This is a genomic window from Lysinibacillus sp. BSL11 (assembly GCF_052928325.1).
On the sequence record NZ_JAVGCX010000018.1, the window covers coordinates 1 to 20,485 of the forward strand.

Annotated in this window: 19 protein-coding genes, 1 rRNA gene and 2 riboswitches; of the genes, 5 read left to right on the plus strand and 15 right to left on the minus strand. The window is 37.2% G+C overall.

Features of this window, described 5'->3' with window-relative positions; translation table 11 throughout:
• The 12 genes from RCJ95_RS19515 to RCJ95_RS19570 all read right to left on the minus strand — a co-directional run.
• Nucleotides 1-61: ribosomal RNA gene (locus RCJ95_RS19515) — 16S ribosomal RNA — on the minus strand; the annotation flags it as partial.
• A gap of 424 nt (nucleotides 62-485) precedes the next feature.
• The gene (locus RCJ95_RS19520; RefSeq protein WP_004230532.1) at nucleotides 486-1,787 is read right to left on the minus strand and encodes an NCS2 family permease; all 1,302 of its coding nucleotides are present in this window, start codon (nucleotides 1,785-1,787) and stop codon (nucleotides 486-488) included.
• Between the two features lie 131 nt (nucleotides 1,788-1,918).
• Nucleotides 1,919-2,020, minus strand: a riboswitch (purine riboswitch).
• Between the two features lie 209 nt (nucleotides 2,021-2,229).
• Complete coding sequence (locus RCJ95_RS19525) at nucleotides 2,230-2,898, minus strand: MOSC domain-containing protein (RefSeq protein WP_221682969.1); 669 nt, start codon at nucleotides 2,896-2,898, stop codon at nucleotides 2,230-2,232.
• Nucleotides 2,899-3,072: 174 nt separating this feature from the next.
• Nucleotides 3,073-4,626 (minus strand): glutamine-hydrolyzing GMP synthase, encoded by a 1,554-nt coding sequence (gene guaA / locus RCJ95_RS19530; RefSeq protein WP_221682970.1) that lies wholly within the window; start codon nucleotides 4,624-4,626, stop codon nucleotides 3,073-3,075.
• A gap of 156 nt (nucleotides 4,627-4,782) precedes the next feature.
• Nucleotides 4,783-4,884, minus strand: a riboswitch (purine riboswitch).
• 32 nt (nucleotides 4,885-4,916) lie between these two features.
• Nucleotides 4,917-7,100, minus strand: coding sequence for a transglutaminase TgpA family protein (locus RCJ95_RS19535; RefSeq protein ID WP_221682971.1), 2,184 nt, complete (start codon nucleotides 7,098-7,100; stop codon nucleotides 4,917-4,919).
• Nucleotides 7,097-8,278, minus strand: coding sequence for a DUF58 domain-containing protein (locus tag RCJ95_RS19540; protein WP_446722642.1), 1,182 nt, complete (start codon nucleotides 8,276-8,278; stop codon nucleotides 7,097-7,099). Before RCJ95_RS19540 ends, RCJ95_RS19535 begins: the two co-directional genes overlap by 4 nt.
• Nucleotides 8,275-9,219, minus strand: coding sequence for an AAA family ATPase (locus RCJ95_RS19545; RefSeq protein ID WP_004230520.1), 945 nt, complete (start codon nucleotides 9,217-9,219; stop codon nucleotides 8,275-8,277). The genes RCJ95_RS19540 and RCJ95_RS19545 overlap by 4 nt, the downstream gene beginning before the upstream one ends.
• 194 nt (nucleotides 9,220-9,413) lie before the next feature.
• A complete protein-coding gene (locus RCJ95_RS19550) occupies nucleotides 9,414-9,608 on the minus strand; it encodes a hypothetical protein (protein ID WP_255601716.1) in 195 nt (64 codons plus the stop codon).
• Between the two features lie 148 nt (nucleotides 9,609-9,756).
• The gene (locus tag RCJ95_RS19555; RefSeq protein ID WP_446722643.1) at nucleotides 9,757-10,380 is read right to left on the minus strand and encodes a nitrous oxide reductase accessory protein NosL; all 624 of its coding nucleotides are present in this window, start codon (nucleotides 10,378-10,380) and stop codon (nucleotides 9,757-9,759) included.
• A gap of 207 nt (nucleotides 10,381-10,587) precedes the next feature.
• Complete coding sequence (locus RCJ95_RS19560) at nucleotides 10,588-10,908, minus strand: NAD synthetase (RefSeq protein WP_257520635.1); 321 nt, start codon at nucleotides 10,906-10,908, stop codon at nucleotides 10,588-10,590.
• A gap of 159 nt (nucleotides 10,909-11,067) precedes the next feature.
• On the minus strand, nucleotides 11,068-11,892 hold the full coding sequence (gene nadE, locus RCJ95_RS19565) for an ammonia-dependent NAD(+) synthetase (protein ID WP_221682975.1): 825 nt from the start codon (nucleotides 11,890-11,892) through the stop codon (nucleotides 11,068-11,070).
• An 18-nt stretch (nucleotides 11,893-11,910) separates the two neighbouring features.
• On the minus strand, nucleotides 11,911-13,371 hold the full coding sequence (locus RCJ95_RS19570; RefSeq protein WP_221682976.1) for a nicotinate phosphoribosyltransferase: 1,461 nt from the start codon (nucleotides 13,369-13,371) through the stop codon (nucleotides 11,911-11,913).
• Between the two features lie 312 nt (nucleotides 13,372-13,683).
• Between RCJ95_RS19570 and RCJ95_RS19575 the strand changes: the two genes are divergently transcribed.
• Entirely contained in the window at nucleotides 13,684-14,025 is a 342-nt protein-coding gene (locus RCJ95_RS19575; RefSeq protein ID WP_016995352.1) for a P-II family nitrogen regulator, read from the plus strand.
• A 14-nt stretch (nucleotides 14,026-14,039) separates the two neighbouring features.
• Nucleotides 14,040-15,338: an ammonium transporter gene (locus RCJ95_RS19580; RefSeq protein WP_016995351.1), complete on the plus strand. Its 1,299-nt coding sequence runs from the start codon at nucleotides 14,040-14,042 to the stop codon at nucleotides 15,336-15,338.
• A gap of 169 nt (nucleotides 15,339-15,507) precedes the next feature.
• On the opposite strand, the gene RCJ95_RS19585 is transcribed toward RCJ95_RS19580, so the two are convergent.
• Complete coding sequence (locus RCJ95_RS19585) at nucleotides 15,508-16,017, minus strand: methylated-DNA--[protein]-cysteine S-methyltransferase (RefSeq protein WP_221682978.1); 510 nt, start codon at nucleotides 16,015-16,017, stop codon at nucleotides 15,508-15,510.
• 92 nt (nucleotides 16,018-16,109) lie between these two features.
• On the opposite strand from RCJ95_RS19585, the gene RCJ95_RS19590 reads away from it, so the two are divergent.
• The 3 genes from RCJ95_RS19590 (at nucleotide 16,110) to RCJ95_RS19600 (ending at nucleotide 18,639) form a co-directional block, all read left to right on the plus strand.
• Complete coding sequence (locus RCJ95_RS19590) at nucleotides 16,110-16,841, plus strand: ABC transporter ATP-binding protein (protein WP_446722644.1); 732 nt, start codon at nucleotides 16,110-16,112, stop codon at nucleotides 16,839-16,841.
• Nucleotides 16,838-17,590 (plus strand): ABC transporter permease, encoded by a 753-nt coding sequence (locus RCJ95_RS19595; protein WP_446722645.1) that lies wholly within the window; start codon nucleotides 16,838-16,840, stop codon nucleotides 17,588-17,590. The genes RCJ95_RS19590 and RCJ95_RS19595 overlap by 4 nt, the downstream gene beginning before the upstream one ends.
• 74 nt (nucleotides 17,591-17,664) lie before the next feature.
• Nucleotides 17,665-18,639 (plus strand): proline dehydrogenase family protein, encoded by a 975-nt coding sequence (locus tag RCJ95_RS19600; RefSeq protein ID WP_048394992.1) that lies wholly within the window; start codon nucleotides 17,665-17,667, stop codon nucleotides 18,637-18,639.
• 44 nt (nucleotides 18,640-18,683) lie between these two features.
• Here RCJ95_RS19600 and RCJ95_RS19605 read toward each other — a convergent pair whose 3' ends face one another.
• On the minus strand, nucleotides 18,684-19,295 hold the full coding sequence (locus tag RCJ95_RS19605; protein WP_004224461.1) for a response regulator transcription factor: 612 nt from the start codon (nucleotides 19,293-19,295) through the stop codon (nucleotides 18,684-18,686).
• Between the two features lie 16 nt (nucleotides 19,296-19,311).
• Nucleotides 19,312-20,460, minus strand: coding sequence for a sensor histidine kinase (locus RCJ95_RS19610; protein ID WP_439331365.1), 1,149 nt, complete (start codon nucleotides 20,458-20,460; stop codon nucleotides 19,312-19,314).
• Between the last annotated feature and the right edge of the window lie 25 nt (nucleotides 20,461-20,485).

The following is a 20,485-nucleotide window of genomic DNA, read 5'->3' on the forward strand; positions in this document are numbered from 1 at the left end:
CTTGCATGTATTAGGCACGCCGCCAGCGTTCGTCCTGAGCCAGGATCAAACTCTCCATAAAAGAAATTTGATTAGCTCAAATTGTTTTGCTGGCATCATGTTTGATGTCCAAAATTGTGTTTCGTTCGCTAGTAAAACTAGCTACTTAAAACTTTATTGATTACGTTTTGCTTGTTCAGTTTTCAAGGTTCATTTACTAGTTACACTAAGTAACTTTTTATAATTTAACATAATGTTAACTCGCTGTCAACTGTTTATGTTACTATTTTTTAAGTTGTTCGTTTATTTCGTAACAACGTGTTTAAATATATCATCACAAATTTAAGTTTGCAAGTGTTTCATTAAAGTAAAACTATTCGCATTATTTAAAACCGAGTTTCTTCTATATAAATGTAAAAATAATAACTTCTTTTATTTTGGATCAACTCAATAAAAAACACCTTTAATTGTTAGCAACTTACTAACAATTAAAGGTGTCTATTTAACTAACGTACCCAAATGAAGTATGCAAGGAAAACAAAGAATAGACCATACATCATTGGATGAATTTCTTTTTTACGACCTGCTAATAACATTGTAATTGGGTAGAATACAAAGCCGATTGCAATACCAGTAGCAATTGAATAACCAAGTGGCATCATTAACACTGTAAAGAATGCAGGTACTGCTATTTCGAATTTGTCCCAATCAATTAAACGTAAGGACGATACCATTAGTACCCCTACGATGACTAAAGCTGGAGCAGTAACTGCTGGTGTTACTACCGCTAGTAATGGTGAGAAGAATAATGCAACTAAGAACAGTACTGCTGTTACAACTGCTGAAAATCCTGAACGAGCGCCTGCAGCAACTCCAGAAGTTGACTCTACGTACGCTGTTGTTGTTGACGTACCAAATAAAGAACCGATAGTTGTTGCTAGTGCATCTGCCATTAAGGCACGTCCTGCACGCGGTAATTTATTATCTTTTACTAAACCTGCTTGTGTCGCTACAGCCATTAAAGTACCTGCTGTGTCAAAGAAATCAACAAACAAGAATGTTAACACTACTACTAAAAACTTCACGTTAAATAATGTACCGAAGTCACCAAGTGGTTCTAGTGCTACCATGAATGTAGAATCTACACTTGGAATAGCTGATACAACGGCTGTTGGAGGATCAATGATACCTGTGATCATCCCAATAACTGCAGTAATCACCATTCCTAAGAAAATACCGATACTGCGCAATTTAATAATAAGAATAACCGAAAGAATAATTCCGAATACCGCTAATAATGTAGCGCCTGTGAAACTTCCTAAAGTGACTAAAGTAGCTGGGCTATCAACAATGATCCCTGCTCCTTGTAAACCAACAAAAGTGATAAATAAACCAATACCTGCAGAAACTGCATATTTAAGTTGTACTGGAATAGCATTAATAACAGTTTCGCGGATACCAGTTAAAGATAAAATAATAAAGATAATCCCTGAGAAGAACACACCTGTTAAACCAGTTTGCCACGGAATACCGTATGCTCCGACTACAGTAAATGCAAAGAATGCATTTAACCCCATCCCAGGAGCAAGTGAAATCGGGAATTTAGCGAAAATCCCCATAATCAAAGAACCGACTGCTGCTGCTAATGCTGTAGCTACGAAAACAGCACCTTTATCCATCCCTGCATTTTCTAGAATACCTGGGTTAACAGCTAGAATATATGCCATTGCAAGGAAGGTTGTAATACCGCCTATTATTTCGCGGCGATAATTAGTTCCTAATTCATCGAACATGAAATATTTTTTCATTATCAAAAAATCCTCCATATGGTCGTCTTCAATATCGAAAACAAAAAAGACACGCTGACTACTCTACTAGTCGCATGTCTACGATATATTTCATCACAATTAGTGTGTGAAACAAATTAGTGTTTATACGTTTATGTATAAACCTAAATCGTAGTCAAGTTATTTACGGTAACTTGGTAGAAACTCACGGGCCTTATCCCCGACATTATACGACGACGTATTTAATTTACATTCGTAATATATCATTTCGTTTTTTAGATTTCAACCCTATTTCCGAACATTTTTCTAAAAAGAAATACGAAAGTTCGTGTAAAATTCTTATTTAATGTTCAGGTTCTATTAAATACATTACTAAAGAGGCTTTGTGCTGAACATTCCACCAATCAGTTTAATGAAAAAATCCTCTAGAAATTCTAGAGGATCCTCCTTTTGAACTTATGTTTTAACTCATCACTTTACTTTGCAAGACTTGAATTCTTTTTTCTAATTTTTCTTTCCAATCGTCTGCTAATGCATCTACTGCTTGTATTTGTTTCATAGCGATTGCATCATTGTTTTTGAAGTACACTTCATTGCAATACAGAACAGAGATACGTGCAGGATGCTTTTCTACAAGTTCAATTGTTGAATCTGCACAGATTGTCCCTTCTTCAAGAACACGCGCAAGGAAACCTGTATAGCCCGTTTCAATTAAACGTTTGAGTAATGTGTTTGCCTCCGTATATCTATCAATCGTACTACATGGAATACGTCCCTGTGTAATTTGAATGACAGCATCTCCAATTTTATAAATATCACCAATACAAACATCTGCTTCTAACATATTTGTTACGGTTAAATTTTCGCCAAATGCCGCAATGGGTAACGTTTTTCCAAGTTCCTGTTCCCATTGTATGTAATGCTCCGCAGGATATAAACAAACTGCTCGATCAGGGCCACCATGATGTTTCTTATCAGCTACATCATCCCCTTCAAAGCCTTGAGAGGACAAATAAACTTCTTGCACTCGTTGCTTTTCAATCCCTGTAATCATTGAACGCCCTTTACTATCAATCAATTCTTTTGGCATCCCAACCGTTAATGTATGAATCATTGGTTTATTTTTCTCCATTTAAATCCCCCCTAATCTGAATAGTATAATTTCTTGTGCATTCATTTAGTTTACTACATACAACACTTTACCAGCAATTTTTGAAGTTGAGATACTTCATTTAGCAATAAATTCAGAGGGAATTACATCAAAAAAAGCCCTAAAAACCTCTCAGGGCTTTTAGGGCTTTTGCTATTATTCCCACTCAATCGTTGCTGGTGGCTTAGATGTAATATCATACAGCACGCGGTTCACGTGTTTTACTTCGTTTACAAGGCGGACAGAGATTTTCTCTAGTACATCCCAAGGAATACGCGCCCAGTCAGAAGTCATACCATCGATAGATGTAACGGCACGGATACCGATTGCATAGTCATACGTACGAGCATCGCCCATTACACCAACTGAACGGATATCAGGTAATACCGTAAAGTACTGCCAAATATCACGATCAAGGCCAGCTTTGGCGATTTCTTCACGTAGAATGAAATCAGATTCGCGAACGATTTCTAATTTTTCTTCTGTTACTTCACCAAGCACACGGATACCTAATCCAGGACCTGGGAATGGTTGACGCCAAACGATTTTTTCGTCAAGTCCAAGCTCTAAACCTAGCGCACGTACTTCATCTTTAAATAAAGTTTTCAGTGGCTCGATTAGTTGGAATTGCATATCTTCAGGAAGACCACCAACGTTATGGTGTGATTTGATTGTTTGTGCAGTTGAAGTACCAGATTCAATAATATCTGTGTAAAGAGTTCCTTGTGCTAAGAAATCCATACCTTCAAGTTTAGATGCCTCTTCATCAAATACATAAATGAATTCATTACCGATAATTTTACGTTTTTTCTCTGGATCAGAAACGCCAGCAAGTTTGTCCATGAATCGTTTACGTGCATCAATTTTAATAAGATTCATGTCAAAGTCTTCTGTAAATGTTTTCATTACTTGTTCAACTTCACCTTTACGGTTTAAGTTGTGGTCTACGAACATACAAGTTAATTGATCGCCGATTGCTTTATGGATTAACACCGCTACAACTGATGAGTCTACACCACCAGAAAGCGCACATAATACTTTTTTATCGCCAACGATTTCACGAATTTTTGCAATTTCAAGCTCAATGAAGTTTGCCATTGACCAATCGCCTTTCGCTTCACAGATGTCGAATACGAATTGACGTAATAGATCATTACCATATACAGAGTGACGTACTTCTGGATGGAATTGTACAGCATATAGTTTACGTTCAACGTTTGCCATTGCAGCAATCGGACAAGATGCGCTAGTTGCGATGACTTCAAATCCAGCTGGAACTTCTGTTACATGGTCACCATGGCTCATCCAAACGATTTGTTCTGTAGGTAACTCACCAAATAATTTGTTTGGTGTTGTTACTTGAATTTCGGCTTTACCATACTCGCGTGTTTCAGCACCTTCAACTTTACCACCGTTTGTATGTGCCATTAATTGCATACCATAGCAAATACCTAAAATCGGTAAACCTAATTCGAAAATAGCTGGATCCACATGAAAGGCATTTTCATCATAAACAGAGTTTGGACCACCTGAGAAAATAATACCTGTTGCGTTCATATCTTTAATTTCTTCTGCAGTTACCGTATGTGGATGTAATTCACTGAAAACACCAAATTCACGAATACGACGTGTAATTAATTGGTTAAATTGGCTACCGAAGTCTAGTACAACGATTTTTTCTTGCTCTCTTAATAAAGGGCTAGCTGTCAAAATTTCCACCTCTTCTATTATTTTTAAAGGATATTTTCATGTGTTCAAAGAAAAACGCGAAGAAAGTAAAAAAACTTTCTACGCGTTCATAAGCTCTAGAATATAGATAAAGGCGAATGCGTAGCAAAGTAAAGTGACTTACTATACTTTTCACCTAACGAAAACATCCGCCTTCATAGAGAAATCATTTAAGGTGATTTCGTAGAAACATCCGAACCCTATTATCGAACTTATATGAAAGCAATCCTTGCATTTAATTTTTTTCATTTTACTCTTTGTCTACGTTAAAATCAACTGATAGTGCGATTGATTAAATATTCCCAACTTTCTTTCAGCTTCACAAAATCAACATCTTCTTTGTCTTTCCCATAAATATGTTGCTCGTAGACTACCGTCAGCTTTTGCATTTCATCCGTTTCTAATGCTGCATCTACACGCTCTGCGAACGCACTTAATGTTTCTCCATCTTTTCTGCGCAAGCCAATACGAGATAATTGCTTCAGTAAAACATGGTAAGAAGAATCGAAATTTGACCAATCTGCTACTTTTTTACGGTATGCTCGAACATGCATCTTTGGAATCCACGTTTTACGCTGTAAGAATAAAGAAATACCCGTGATTATTAATAATACAGCAATTATCACCCAAACATAAGCAAACTTTTTCATCCATAACCACAATGCATCAAAGCTAAATGTTGAGTTCGGTTGTTCCTTCTCGGTTACCTGTTCTTGTGGTTGTGGCTCCTCAGGTTTTTGTTCTGGCTGCACTACTTCTTCCTCGTCAGACGTATCTAACGGGATATCATAATCAATGTTGACGTTGCCGGAAAAACCGATTGTAGGTTCAAACTCCATCCATCCCGTTCCAGGTATAAAAGCTTCTACCCATGAGTGCGCATTGTCATTCGTGATGCGATATTCGCGTAATCCATCTGACATGGGGCCTGCAGTTCCTGGTGCAAAACCTTTTACCCAACGAGCTGGGATCCCTACTGAACGTAAAAGTACCACCATTGACGTGGAGAAATTATCACAATACCCTACTTTTGTATCGAACAAAAATTGATCGACATAATCTTGATTTTCAGCAGGAATGGCGGCTTGCGTTTTATCGTACTTAAAACCATTTGTTCTAAAATAACTTTCTACAGCCTTAATTTGTTCATAAACCGTATCTTTCTTTTGCGTTATTTCAGAAGCTAAGTCCCTTACACGTTGAGGAAGTTGGTTTGGTAACTGCAAAAATCGATCAAAGGAAGAATCCATTGTTTCAAGTGTTGCTGGATATGACAATTGGAGCTGCTCCATACTATAAACAGGTTCACTATAAGACAATGAATAGTTTGATAATGATTTCGATTCCCCTACCTCTTGTTCTATATTCATTCTTTCAGTCTGCTCATCCTGAATAAATAGAGTGGCATCTTGAGCCGAAACAGAGAGCATACCATATGTTTGAAATAAAAATGGCATTGGAACAGCAATATCTAATTGAATCTGACGTTCATTTTCGGGTGGCCCGACTTGTAAGGAAGTCAGAATGGGTGTATTTGACTCATAAACATTTTTCCCAAAGTTCCCCTCTGAAACAATCCAACCCTTTGACGTATACGTATCTTTCGTTTCAATGCGCCAGTAATGGCGATCACGAGAAGAGGCAGTGAAAATTAAAGTATTATCTCCTTGGAACGGACCACCTAACTGACTATCATCTTGGCTATAACCAACTGATTTTTGACCATTTCCATTTCCATCTTGCCCAGTAACCCCTTGGATAAACGGCACAGGATCTGCCCATGTTGGTCCAGTCTTTGGTAAAAAAAATGCTACAGAACTAATGAGCAATACAGATACTAGCATGGGAATAACAATTTTCCATTTCTCCATTGCCGTACTTGTAGTTTCCACTTGAAGCCATAGACGCTTGACAAAAAGAACACCTGTCATGATTAATCCTAAAACAACAACTTTTACAATTGCCGCTTTACCATCATAGTCACTAAATGTATCCAAAGTAGCAATAAAGAATACGGTCATGGCAAAGAAGTAGAATATATTTTTTCGCACCGAAACCCAATGGTGAATTAAATAAACTAGCATCCAAATCAACACAAGGAATAATACTGTTCTGAAAACATCTGAAACCTGTCCAAAGTCACCTGTTAGAATCGTGGCCATGTTTCCTTTCCATTCAGCCAATAAAAAAGGCAATGTATCACCAGATAATACAGGACTAGGGCTATAGATAAAAACGATAAACCAGGTAATATAACCAAGCTTCACTAATCCTGATAGCAATGGATGTACGCGGAAAAGACTTAGCGCTAAAGACATACCGATAAACACTAAGAAAAGATGCATCCCACCTGTATTCGTTAATTGCATAATGGGAATAAGCCATTCACGCAAAATGAAAAATACAATAACATAAGCTAGGGCTAATTCTAAAAATTCGCCTAATGATTGCTTCACGGTCTCATCACCTCCGTGAATAAATGATAGAAATCTGCTGGATTTACATAAATAACTTGAATATGTTTATACCGCATCGCAAGCTCAGATTGCACTGGCGGCTGCTTTGCCACTACAAAACAAATACAGCTTTTCACTATATTTGCAAGAGTATGTAGTAATTCATCTGAAACATCACTTGTCACGTAAAGCAGTGTTGCAACTTGCTTAAAGGCTTGTTGATCATGAAATCGAAACTTGACATTCTCCATAGGTTTTATCGCAGCTAAATGATACATAACCTGATCTAAATGCTTGTCCCCCTGTATAGCAGGGAATACTTTCGTTATTTCTCCAGCAGAAATAAATGACAAATCTCCTCGTTCCTTAACGATCATCTGTAGCATTGAAGCTACTAATTCCACTTTTTCTTCAAACATGGAGGATTTCGTAGCGTCTAGCACTAACATTAGTTCTGATGATTGTCGATCCTCAAATTCCTTAGACTGCAACTTTTGTGTACGGGCAAATGATTTCCAATGAATCCAAGAAAAACGATCTCCTGGAACGTACTCTCTTAATCCAACAGCCATGGATGTGTCCTTCACTATAGAATATGGTGACATCATCGGGCCAACATCAAATTTTGTTTGAAGCGCAGCATATTTCATCTCTTGTACTCTTGGGTAAACTAAAATAGTTTGGTCCTTTTCTGCTACGACAACCTTTTTAGCCCAGCCAAAAAAATCGTAGAAAACAATTGTAACACCTAGGTAGCGATGTTCACCGCGTGGCATATTTTCCAATTCATATTGCCAGCTAAAGTTTTTTTTAAATCCAACGAACTTTATGGCATTCGCATTTTGGATTTTAGCTTGCACTAATCCCTCACTATCCACAAGTTCCTCCATTACGATATAGGCAAATGGAAAACGTGTTTTACGTTCTATCGTAATAAGCACCTTCGCTGATTGACCTCGTTCTATATGAATCGGGTCCATTTTGCGTTCGATTAGTAAAATATCTTCTCTAACGACAAAGAACATGAATGCATATACTAAAAACGGACTAACCGTAAAAAATACAAACCAGCTAACAAATCCACCTTGGAACATTGCATAACAAAACGTTACGATCATCAAGAAAGCGATTAATAGGAAATGTTTACTTTTTTCTACAAAAGCTTTCCATTGCCTCATTGTTCTGCAAACCTCTTTGTCGGAACTGGTGTTTTAGCAATGATACGCTGGATAATTTCGTCTGCTGTCACGTTATCATAGCGTGCATCTGGTTTTAAAACTAAACGATGGCTAAAAACAAATGGCACTAAATATTGAACATCATCAGGGGTAACATAGCTTCGTCCTTTCAAAAATGCGTAAGCCTGTGAAGCTTTCATTAGCGCTATTGTGGCACGTGGACTCACACCTAAAAAGACATAATTATTTTCCCTTGTTAGAGTAGCAAGCTCCACCATATAATTTTTAACAGAATCTTCTACATACACACCTTGAACAAGCTCCTGTAATTCGATTAATTGAGCTACTGTTAATACTGCTTCGATTTTTTCAATGGCTTTACCATTCTCAGCTCTTCGTAAAATTTCAACTTCCTGCCCCCTAGATGGATAGCCCATTTTTATCTTTAAGAGAAATCGATCTAGTTGTGCTTCAGGTAAAGGATAGGTACCTTCATGTTCAATCGGATTTTGTGTAGCCATAACAAAAAATGGCTGATTGATCATCAGCGTTTTCCCATCGATTGTAACAGAAGCCTCTTCCATCCCCTCTAACAAGGCTGATTGAGTTTTCGGAGACGTTCGGTTAATTTCATCGGCTAATACAACATCCCCCATGATCGGCCCTGGACGAAATTCAAACTCCATTGTCTTGGGGTTATAAATAGAAATACCGACTACATCTGATGGCAATAGATCTGGCGTAAATTGAATACGCTTAAATTGTGCATCAAAAGATTTTGCAAGTGCTCGCACCATCATTGTCTTTCCTACTCCAGGTACATCCTCCAACAAAACATGTCCCCTTGCTAATAATGCGACAATACTGAGCTCAGCAACTTCTCTTTTACCAATCATTACTTTTTCTATATTTTCTAAAACATTCTGTATTTGAGCATTCATTAATCGAAAAGCCTCCCATTCCATCAAGCAATTGTGTGAATTGCAAGCAAACTTAATATAAGCATAGCGAAATCTGTCCTGTAAAACAATTATCTGAAACTTCCACTTCCTACGAACATTCATAAAAAAGGCTTGTTTGATAACATCCAAACAAGTCTAATCCTTATTATATAACGTCATTATCCATTAGAATGTTACAAATTCAATCTTTTTATCCATATTTCTTCTAAAGATGTAGAATTTTCTTGTAAGAAAATTTCAGTTATCGCCCCAGAAATGATAATTTCACCTTCATGTAAAACTAATACATCACCTGCTATTTCTTCAGCAAAAGACAGCAAATGAGTAGAGAAGATAACCGTATTGCCTTTTTCTTTCTCCTCCAACATCATGTTTTTTCAACTGTGCTATCCATATTCCGCATATACCGTTTGACTTGTAAATAGAAAAAACAAAAAGAACAACACGATTTGCTTCATCACTTTCTACCTCCTCATTCAGCAAGAAAAGACTAGAGGATTTCCCCTAGTCTATGATTTAATGACTGTGCCCTTCTTGATTCATCTCATTCGAATGCATAGAACCGGATGCATCTTTTTCATCCTCAGCCTTTTTTTGCATCATTTTCTTACGTCTCTCCAATGCATCATCTTTAATTTTTTGTAGTTCCTCCTCATAAGCTTTCGAATTTTCTTGCATATATTTATCTGCTTCAGCCTTGTCCACGAAATAAATATAGCCCCAGTTCATCGGAGATTTCAGTTCCGTTTTTATAATTGTTACATCTTCAATCTTTGCCCAATCTTTCGTTCCAAAATCACGTACAAATTTTTCGTTTTTTTCTTCATTAGCAACCTCCGCATTTAATAAACAGCCAATATCGTCATAAAAAGCAATTGTTCCATCTTCTTTTATTGCCTGTGCTGAAAATACACCCATCTCATGGTCTTTCATATAAACTTTCATATTACACATTTCACAAATTGTATCTTCTTCTGGCTCTTGTAACCGTGTATCTACTAGTGAAGCAACTTGCACGGTTTCTGATTCATTTTTCGTAGTTTCTTGCTCAATTTCCTTTTCTTCTACCTGTTTTTTTTCGCTACCACAAGCTGCAAGTACAAATAATAATATTAGTGCAGGTAACCATAATTTTTTCACAACTTTATCCTCCAAGTTTAGTTTTTTGTTGCCATATCCTACATTACAGATTAGTTGTGAAATTAGTTAAAAATCGCTGTGAAGAAATGGAAAAATTACCTTGAACATTCCATGAACATCTTCACTTCAAATATTTTGAATTTAGTGCTTTTACTTACTTCTCCTCAATAATAAAAAAACTCCCCACACTGATGTGGAGAGTTTAGCTTATATGGAAGAACGATAACTATTGAGTCGCTTCTTTTGTTTGTTTAAACGACTGAGCTTTAGTGCCGTTTCATTTAATTCACGGCGAATCTCCAAATCACTAGCATTATCTACATGGATAGGTGTAATCGGTTGCTGCTGTTGTGAATTTACAGAAATAGTTGTTGAATTGTACGTCTTCTCTTTATTTTTTTGTAATCTATTTCGAAATTGCTTTTGTGGATTTTGCCCAAAGTTATGGCTGAGATCACCAGCATGTAAATATTGTTGTTCCTGCCGAAAAACACTACTTGTCGTTGCACTCACTCTAGAAGTCCTCATAAAAAGTTACCCTCCTCTACATTTTACTATCCTTATAGGTAATTATATCGACATTATATGCTGACAATTAACAACACAGAACCTTAATGCATAAAAAAAGAGTGAAAAGAGCTATTTTTAAAAGTAGAAACACTTTCTTTATAACCCTTTTCACTCATCTTACTTCCAAAAATCATCAAATATTGTTATTGGCATATGACGCTTATGTTGGGAACGCAAATAATACCCTTCTAATCTTCGGCGAGGTTCTTCTGGAATTTCTTTCCCCTCTAAATAATCATCTATTTGATCATACGACACACCTAGCGCCACTTCGTCTGGCAAGGAGGGACGATCTTCTTCTAAATCTGCTGTAGGCACCTTTTTATATAGATGCTCAGGGCATTGAAGTTCTGCTAGCAATTGCTTTCCTTGTCGTTTATTTAAACGAAAGATTGGCATCAAGTCTGCTCCACCATCACCAAACTTTGTATAGAAGCCTGTAATAGCTTCCGCAGCATGATCTGTTCCTAATACAACCGCTCCATTCATTGCAGCAATGGAATATTGGACCTTCATACGCTCACGAGCCTTTTCATTCCCTTTCACAAAGTCATTCAGCTCAACACCTGCATTTGTTAGAGCTCTCACACTAGCATCCACTGCGTCTTTTATATTTACTGTATAAACCTTCGTTGGCTTTATATAATCAATGGCATCTTGGCAATCTTGTTCATCAGCTTGTACGCCATATGGTAATCGTACAGCGAAAAACGAATACTTCATTTCTCCCTCTTCTGCATTTAATTCATCAATCGCCAATTGCGCTAGTTTACCTGTTAATGTTGAATCTTGACCACCAGAAATACCAAGAACAAACCCTTTTACAAAACTATGGCGTTTTGCATATTCCTTTAAAAAATCAATGGATTTACGTATTTCCCCCTGTACATCAATGTTAGGCAATACGCGTAATTCCTCAATAATTTGTTGCTGTAAAGTCATTGCACCTGTCACTCCTTTTCACATTCGTTTAACCATCGCATGCACTTCTTCAATATTACGCATCTTATTATCCCAGCATTTTTGACTGAGATCGACTGGATATTCTTCAGGATTCATGGCACGCTTATATTCATCCCATAACAGTTCTAAATTCTCCGCCGCGTAATCACGCATTTCCTCTAATGTAGGGTTTTGATAGTTGATCGCTCCATTTTTAATAACATGCTGATGTAAATTTTTGGCATCAAAATTTGTAACAAACTTTGAGACAAACGTATGAATCGGATGGAACATTTTGATACGTTCCTCAGCTTGAGGATTTTCATCGTGCATTGTGATGTAGTCTCCTTCTGCCTTTCCATTCTTTTTATCGATAATACGATAGACATTTTTCAAGCCTGGCGTTGATACCTTTTCCGCATTAGCTGAGATTTTTATCGTATCTTCAAGTTGCCCTTCGCTATTCTCGATAGCCACCATTTTATATACTGCACCTAATGCAGGCTGGTCGTAAGCTGTAATAAGCTTTGTACCGATTCCCCAAACATCCACTTTTGCTCCTTGAGCTTTTAAATTTAAGATGGTGTATTCATCTAAATCGTTTGAGACAATGATTTTGGCATCATGGAAGCCTGCAGCATCCAACATACGGCGAGCTTCTTTCGACAAGAAAGCAATATCGCCGCTATCTAAACGTATGCCAATGAAGTTAATTTTGTCTCCTAGCTCTTTAGCTACTTTAATAGCAGTTGGCACCCCTGATTTCAATGTATTATAAGTATCTACCAAAAACACACAATCGCGATGACGTTTAGCATAAGCATGGAATGCATCATAATCATTTTTATAAGCTTGTACTAATGCATGGGCATGTGTACCAGAGACAGGAATTTTAAAAAGCTTACCTGCTCGAACATTACTTGTGGAAGCAAAACCACCGATAAACGCTGCACGTGTTCCCCAAATAGCAGCATCCATTTCTTGTGCACGCCTTGTACCAAATTCCATCGCCACTTCATTTTTAATAATTTGTTTGATACGGCTAGCCTTTGTAGCAATTAATGTTTGATAGTTAACAATATTAAGTAATGCTGTTTCAATTAGCTGCGCCTCTACTAATGGAGCTTCGATTCGGACAATTGGTTCATTAGCGAAAACTAGTTCCCCTTCTACCATGGAATACATATCTCCTGTAAATCGGATGTTCTTTAAATACTGGATAAAGTCCTCTTTATAACCTACTTCATCACGTAAATACGCAATATCCGATTCACTAAAATGAAAATCACGTAGATAATCAAGCATTCGCTCTAACCCAGCAAATATGGCATAGCCATTACCAAAAGGTAATTTTCTAAAATACAATTCAAAAACTGCTTTTTTATTATGTATGCCATCCGCCCAGTAGGATTCTGCCATATTGATTTGATATAAGTCTGTGTGTAGCGCTAAGCTATCATCTGCATAGTTTGATCTCAAAAGAAACCCCTTCTTCCGCTTTGATAATTAGTCCTAGTATACACTATATACCCAAATTCTTGCGTATTACATTCCCTCTTATAGATGTTAGGTTTTCTAACATTAATAGTCAGAAAATTTAGAACTGTACACATTTTAGACACAAATTTTAATACCGCTTTCATTCCCTTTATAAAAACCTTTTTTCTAAAATACTTCGGGACTAGAAATACTTAATGTAAAATAACCTCACATAGAATCTAAAAAAACAATTGCACTGTTTTTAATACCGTTTTAACATGTAAATTAAATTCACGCAAGGAGCTGGTACACATGAAAAAAATTGAAGCAATCATTCGTCCTGAAGTTTTTGGAGCAGTTCGGGACGGTCTTGCACAGGAAGGAATTGCAGGGTTAAGCGTTTCAGAAATCGCTGGTTGTGGTCGTCAGCTAGGTCGAACAGGACTCTTCCGCGGCAATACGTATGAAATTGAATTTTTACCTAAATTAAAATTAGAAATGATTGTAGACGATGGCAAAGTTGATGCCATTGTAGAGATTTTATTGCGTGAAGCAGCAACTGGTAAAGTTGGGGACGGGAAGATTTTCATTTATCCAGTAGAACAAGCAATTCGTATCCGAACAAAAGAAGTCGGGTCGATTGCAGTAGAATAAAGGGGGCGATATAGATGGATGAAGTACTATTATCTGTTAATTTAATTTGGGTGATGCTTGGCACTATTTTAGTATTCTTTATGCATGCAGGTTTTGCTATGGTTGAGGCTGGATTTACCCGCTCAAAAAATGCAGTCAATATCATCATGAAGAATTTTCTCACTATTTCTCTTGGTGGGATCGTCTATTTTTTATGTGGCTATGCCATTATGTTCGGAGACTCAGTAGGTGGCATTTTCGGCACAAGTGGCTTTGCTTTAAAAGGAGTAGATGATCTTTCTTTCTTTATCTTCCAAACAATGTTTGCTGCAACTGGAGCAACTATTTTATCGGGGGCTGTTGCAGAACGTACTAATATTTTCGCTTATGTTGGAGTTATTATACTTATGTCTTTAGTTGTTTATCCTGTAGTAGGCCACTGGGTTTGGAGTGGGCAAGGTTGGTTAACAGATTTAGGTTTTGTTGATTTTGCTGGCTCGACAGTTGTTCACTTAACAGGGGCTGTTGCAGCATTTGTCGCAGCAGTTATGGTTGGACCTCGACTAGGCAAATATGAAAATGGTCGAGTAAATGTTATTACAGGACACAGTATTCCATTAGGTGCATTAGGCGTATTTTTACTTTGGTTTGGTTGGTTCGGCTTCAATGGTGCTTCTACATTAGCTGCTGATCCAGAGCTAGTTCCTAGTGTTATTGCTAATACGTTTTTTGCAGCTGCAGCTGGTGTCGTTGCCACTGCTTTCTATACAAAATTTCGATACGGACATATCGATGGCTCTCTTACATTAAATGGTGCATTAGCTGGGCTTGTAGGGATTACTGCTGGTGCAGCGAATGTCAGCATTTTTGGCTCGCTTATCATTGGTTTAATTGCTGCACCTTTGCTTGTGGAAGGTGTACGCTTCCTAGAGTGGAAGCTAAAAGTTGATGATCCTGTTGGAGCAATTGCTGTTCATGGTATTTGTGGTATTTGGGGAACACTGGCAGTTGGCCTATTTGATATTGGTGGGCAAGGCTTATTTTATGGTGGGGGTTTTGGTCTATTAGGTATTCAAGCAATTGGCGTTATTGCAACTATTGCTTGGGTTAGTGTATCTGTAGCAGCAGGTTTATTGATCATCAAAGCATTTGTCCCATTACGAGTAACGGCTGAAGAAGAAATTGCTGGATTAGATGTAATGGAACACGGAACGCCTGCGTACGAATACCAAGATATTTTCAAAAGCTCCGCAGTACGAGGCGAAACCTTCGCTCATCGTTTAACACATTTCGGTAAAACACAGAACAATGTTCAAGAAGAACAACATGTATAGCTAGTGATCTGCTCCTTTATCTCTGGATAATGGGGCAGATTTCTTTTGGTGCACTCCTACATTGGAAACCGTTCATTTACAGATGAAGTAGGTTACTTTGTTTGATGTGATCAAGTCTATAGAAAAAGCGCTCTTTCCATCATTTAACAAGAGATTAACATTTTCCACTTCAATCGATCGATTCCTTCTCTAACTCAAGTAAAAATTGTTTCATAGCTAAGCCGCTTCTAAAGCCTGTTAATTGACCATTTTTGCCAATGACCCGATGACATGGAATAATCGCCAGGATTGGGTTTGCTCCAATAGCAGTCCCTACCGCTCGAACCGCTTTGGGATTACCAATGCGTTGAGCAATATTTCCATAAGTTGTTGTTGTACCATAGGGTAATTCTTTTAATGCATCCCACACCGCTAATTGAAATGCTGTCCCTTTCACATGGATTGGAAGATTAAATTCAATAAGTTCCTTCTTAAAATAGGCTGTTAACTGCTCTTTATATGGGAGCAACTTTTCTGAATTCTCTTCAAAGCAATATCCTTTAAATGGTTTATCAGCCCACTCCTTTACTTCTTCGAATGATGCATTTGGTGTACCTATATAAACAAGTCCTTTGTCTGAAGCCACAACATACATATCACCCTGTGCATAGGTTAATGTATCGAAATACAATATTTCCATTCCCAAATCCCCTTCTTTCTTTTTTCAACACCATCTTCCAGTCATTTCATGCTACAGTTATTTTACTAACTAAAGTAAAGGAGTTTCAATAGATGAATATGTTATATGAACCTGCCATTCACTTTCAACAAGTTCAATTTTCAGTAAATGACAAAATGATATTAAAGTCAATTACTGGGTCATTTCCAAAAGGGCAAATCACCACTCTCGTTGGTCCCTCTGGCGCTGGTAAAACAACTTTACTTAAATTATGTAATGGCCTTCTCTCACCATCAAATGGGCATATACTCGTTGATAATCAACCTATTTCTACATATGATCCAACAGCTTTAAGAAGGCATGTTGGTATTGCTTTACAGGCAGCTCCTATGATAGCAGGTACAGTGTTAGAGAATCTTGCTCTTCCCCGTACACTGCAAGGACAAAAACTTTTGCAGCAGGAGGCTATTCAATATTTAGAGGACGTTGGGTTAAACGAAAGCTTCCTGCATCAATCTACAAATGATCTATCTGGCGGACAACGTCAAAAGGTATCTATCGCTCGAACACTTATCAATCAATCCTCTATTTTATTATTAGACGAAATAACATCTGCTTTGGATCGTCAATCCGTACAGGATATTGAAAAATTGATTGTCACCATTAACAAAAAATACAATGTCACCATGATTTGGATTACCCATAATTTGCAACAAGCGCTAACGATTGGTCACTATACATGGGTTATGATGAATGGGAAGCTCGTTGAAACTGGTAAAAGTTCATTACTCAATGCACCAACAAATCCACGTGTTGCCGAGTTTGTACAGGGGGTAAACAAATGACGTTTACATCCTTATCACTGACATTAATTTTTGTTTGTATTCCTTTATTCCTATCCAAAATATTAAAGTTAGATCTTGAAAAAGATACACTTATTGCAACATTACGCTCCATCATTCAATTGCTTGCTGTCGGCTATATATTAAAATTTGTGTTTGATGCAAATAGTTATAGCTATATTTTCCTGATGGTAGCACTAATGATTGTCGTGGCCACGTTAAACGCACGAAAAAAAGGAGTAGGTATTAAAGGAATCACCTGGAAGATAGCACTGACTCTTGTCATGGTAGAAATAATTACACAAGGTGTTTTGCTAGGCTTTCATATTGTTCCAGCAACTGCTCAGTATATCATTCCCATTAGCGGGATGCTAATTGGTAATTCCATGGTGCTATCCATTTTGTTCTTAAATCGTTTTACAGCTGAAATTACTAACCATAAGGATCAAATGGAACTAATACTATCCCTGGGTGGCACACCAAAACAGGCTATTCATCGCCAATTAATTAATGCCATAACAGCTAGTATGATTCCTACGATTGAAAGTCAAAAAACAATCGGACTAGTACAGCTACCAGGTATGATGAGTGGTCAAATTATTGGGGGAGCCGACCCTCTTCAGGCAGTCCAATTTCAACTTTTAATTATCTTTGCTCTCTTAACAACTGCAACATTATCCAGCGTTATGATTGGCTTTTTAAGTTATCCTGCACTATTTAATGAACGTAAGCAAATACTTGATATGAAATAATTGTTAGGCTGAATGTAATATAGTTTAAATAATTTATGTTATACTAAAAAGAAAATGCAGTTAGGAGAATGACCATGTTATTACGCGATTTTTTCATCCACTTATCTGAGAACCAACTATTAAATAGTGCTGCAAAGAAATATGGCCTAAAATTAGGAGCACAAAGTGTAGTAGCTGGTACAAATATCGAAGAAACAATTGCAAGTATCAAAGAACTAAATGCACATAATATTTCTTGTACAGTAGATAACCTAGGTGAATTTGTTTCAAGTAAAGAAGAAGCGACTGCTGCTAAAGAAAAAATCCTTACTGTGATCGAAGCTATTCACGAAAACGGTGTAGCTGCACATATTTCATTAAAGCCATCTCAATTAGGCTTAGATATTGATGTTGATTTTTGTTATGACAATCTGTATGAGATTGTAGAAAAAGCGGCTTCATATGATATCTTTGTTAACTTTGACATGGAAGACTATGGACGCCTACAAACTTCCTTCGATATGGTGGAAGAATTATCGAAAACATTTAATAATGTTGGTACTGTCATCCAATCATACTTTTACCGTGCAAAAGATGATATTGAAAAATTTAAGGACTACCGTTTACGTATCGTAAAAGGTGCTTATAAAGAGCCAGTTGAAGTAGCCTATCAAGACAAATTAGATATTGATTTAAACTTTATTGAGTTGATTGAATATCACCTACTAAACGGTAAATTTACATCAATCGCAACTCATGATCACAATATCATTGCGCACGTAAAACGCTTTGTAGCTGATCATAATATTCCGCTTGATAAATTTGAATTCCAAATGCTATATGGTTTCCGTACAGATATGCAAAAAGAGCTTGCAAAAGAGGGCTATAACTTCTGTGTATACGTTCCATTCGGCGAAGATTGGTACGGGTATTTCATGCGCCGTTTAGCTGAGCGTCCCCAAAACCTTAATCTTGTCACAAAACAAGTATTTACGAAAAAAACGAATACTGTTCTTGCAGTAGCAGCAGGTGCATTCGTTCTTGGTCGTTTAACTAAACGCAATAAGTAAAAAAATGAGAACCTTTTCGCTTATGATGCGATAAGGTTCTCATTTTATTTATTCCATCCTTTTTCTTTAAAGCGTGCAATGGCCTCAATTCGATTGCCAACGTTTAGTTTTTCTAAAATCGTCGAAATATAGTTACGAACTGTGCCAGCAGACAAAAACAGCTCAGCAGCAATTTCCTTTGTCGTCTTGCCCTCTGCTACAAGTGTCAGAACTTGACTCTCTCGCTCCGTTAAAGGATTTTCACTATCATCTTCATAGACAAAATCAACGAGCTCTGGCGCATAAATGCGTTTACCGTCCATTATTGTACGGATTGCGCTCACTAACTCCTCTATAGGGCTATCCTTTAATAAATAGCCTCTGACACTCGCTTTTCTAGCACGTTCGAAATAACCAGGTCTAGCAAATGTAGTTAAAATAATGACTTTACAACCTGAGCCAGTGCTATGCATTTCTTCTGCTGCGTCTAGTCCCGTTTTCACCGGCATTTCAATATCCATAACACAAATATCAGGCTGATGCTCTTCCACAAGCATCAATGCTTCCTCACCATTTTTTGCTAAGCCAACAACCTCCATATCCTCCTCCATACTAAGTAAAGAGCGAAGCGCTCCTAATAGCATCCCCTGATCTTCAGCAATCACAATTCGTATCATGTCACAATCCTCTTTTCTATATGTTCTTCAGATTGTCTTTGACATTCTGATGCGTAATAGCTACTGGGATAGTTACCGTTAATGTGGTGCCCTCAACACTTTCAATTTTAAAGGACCCATTAATAAACTCTAAACGTTCCCGCATTCCTTTCAATCCATTACCAGTTCTCCAGGCTTGTTTTTTCGTAATACCCTGTCCGTTATCTCGCACTACCAAATAAACTTCTTTAAAATTTTGATGGAAAGCAATTTCACATTTTGTTGCTCCACTATGTTTGACAACATTATTAACCGCCTCTTTTAAGCACATAGATAAAACATTCTCTACAAGTGGTGGAACTTGCAATGCGTTTTTATCACCCTCAAAGACAAACTCCATTTCAGCTGCCTTTAGTATTTGTGAAATACGCATGATCTCATCTTCAAATTTTGCTGTACGCATATCTGAAACTAATTCCCGAACCTCTTTTAAGGCAATACTAGCCGTCTGGCGTATATCCTTAATCTCAATCAAGGCTTGCTGGGGATCTCGTTCAATCAACCTAGAAGCTAGATCACTCTTCAAACCTATCATCGACAATTTTTGTCCTAATGTATCATGCAAATCTCGAGCTATTCTTTGTCGTTCTTCAAAAACAATTAATTCAGCAATACGTTCATTGGCTGTTTCTAACTGTCCCTCTAAATTTTCACGTTTATTTTTGGAATAAAGCGTTAGCGGTAAAAGGACAACAGCTAAAATAGTTAATACAACGAAAGGCAACTGTGATAAAAATAGGTTGAGCTCTACAAAGAATCCAGCACCTGCTGAAATAACTGTAAATCCAATATGTAGACCATACATAATATAAAAGCCGACGGGTCTTCGGATATTCCCAATAAAAAATGCTGTGAAAATGGACAAATAGACATAGCCATACAAGATGGTCATAATAATATTTATGACCATTTCAAAGCTAATCCACATATAAACTAAACCGCTTTTCGAATTCATGGCAAATCGATAGAAGATAAAATAGAGCATTAAAAATGTAATACCTATCGATATTTCGATATAAGATGATTTCCTAAAAATGAAGAAAAACGGTAGGAAACAAAAAATTATCCACAAATATACACTGAGCATCGGACTATTCGGAATAATACTATGCCATTTCCTCAACATAATCTCACGCTCTTTCCTACTTTTC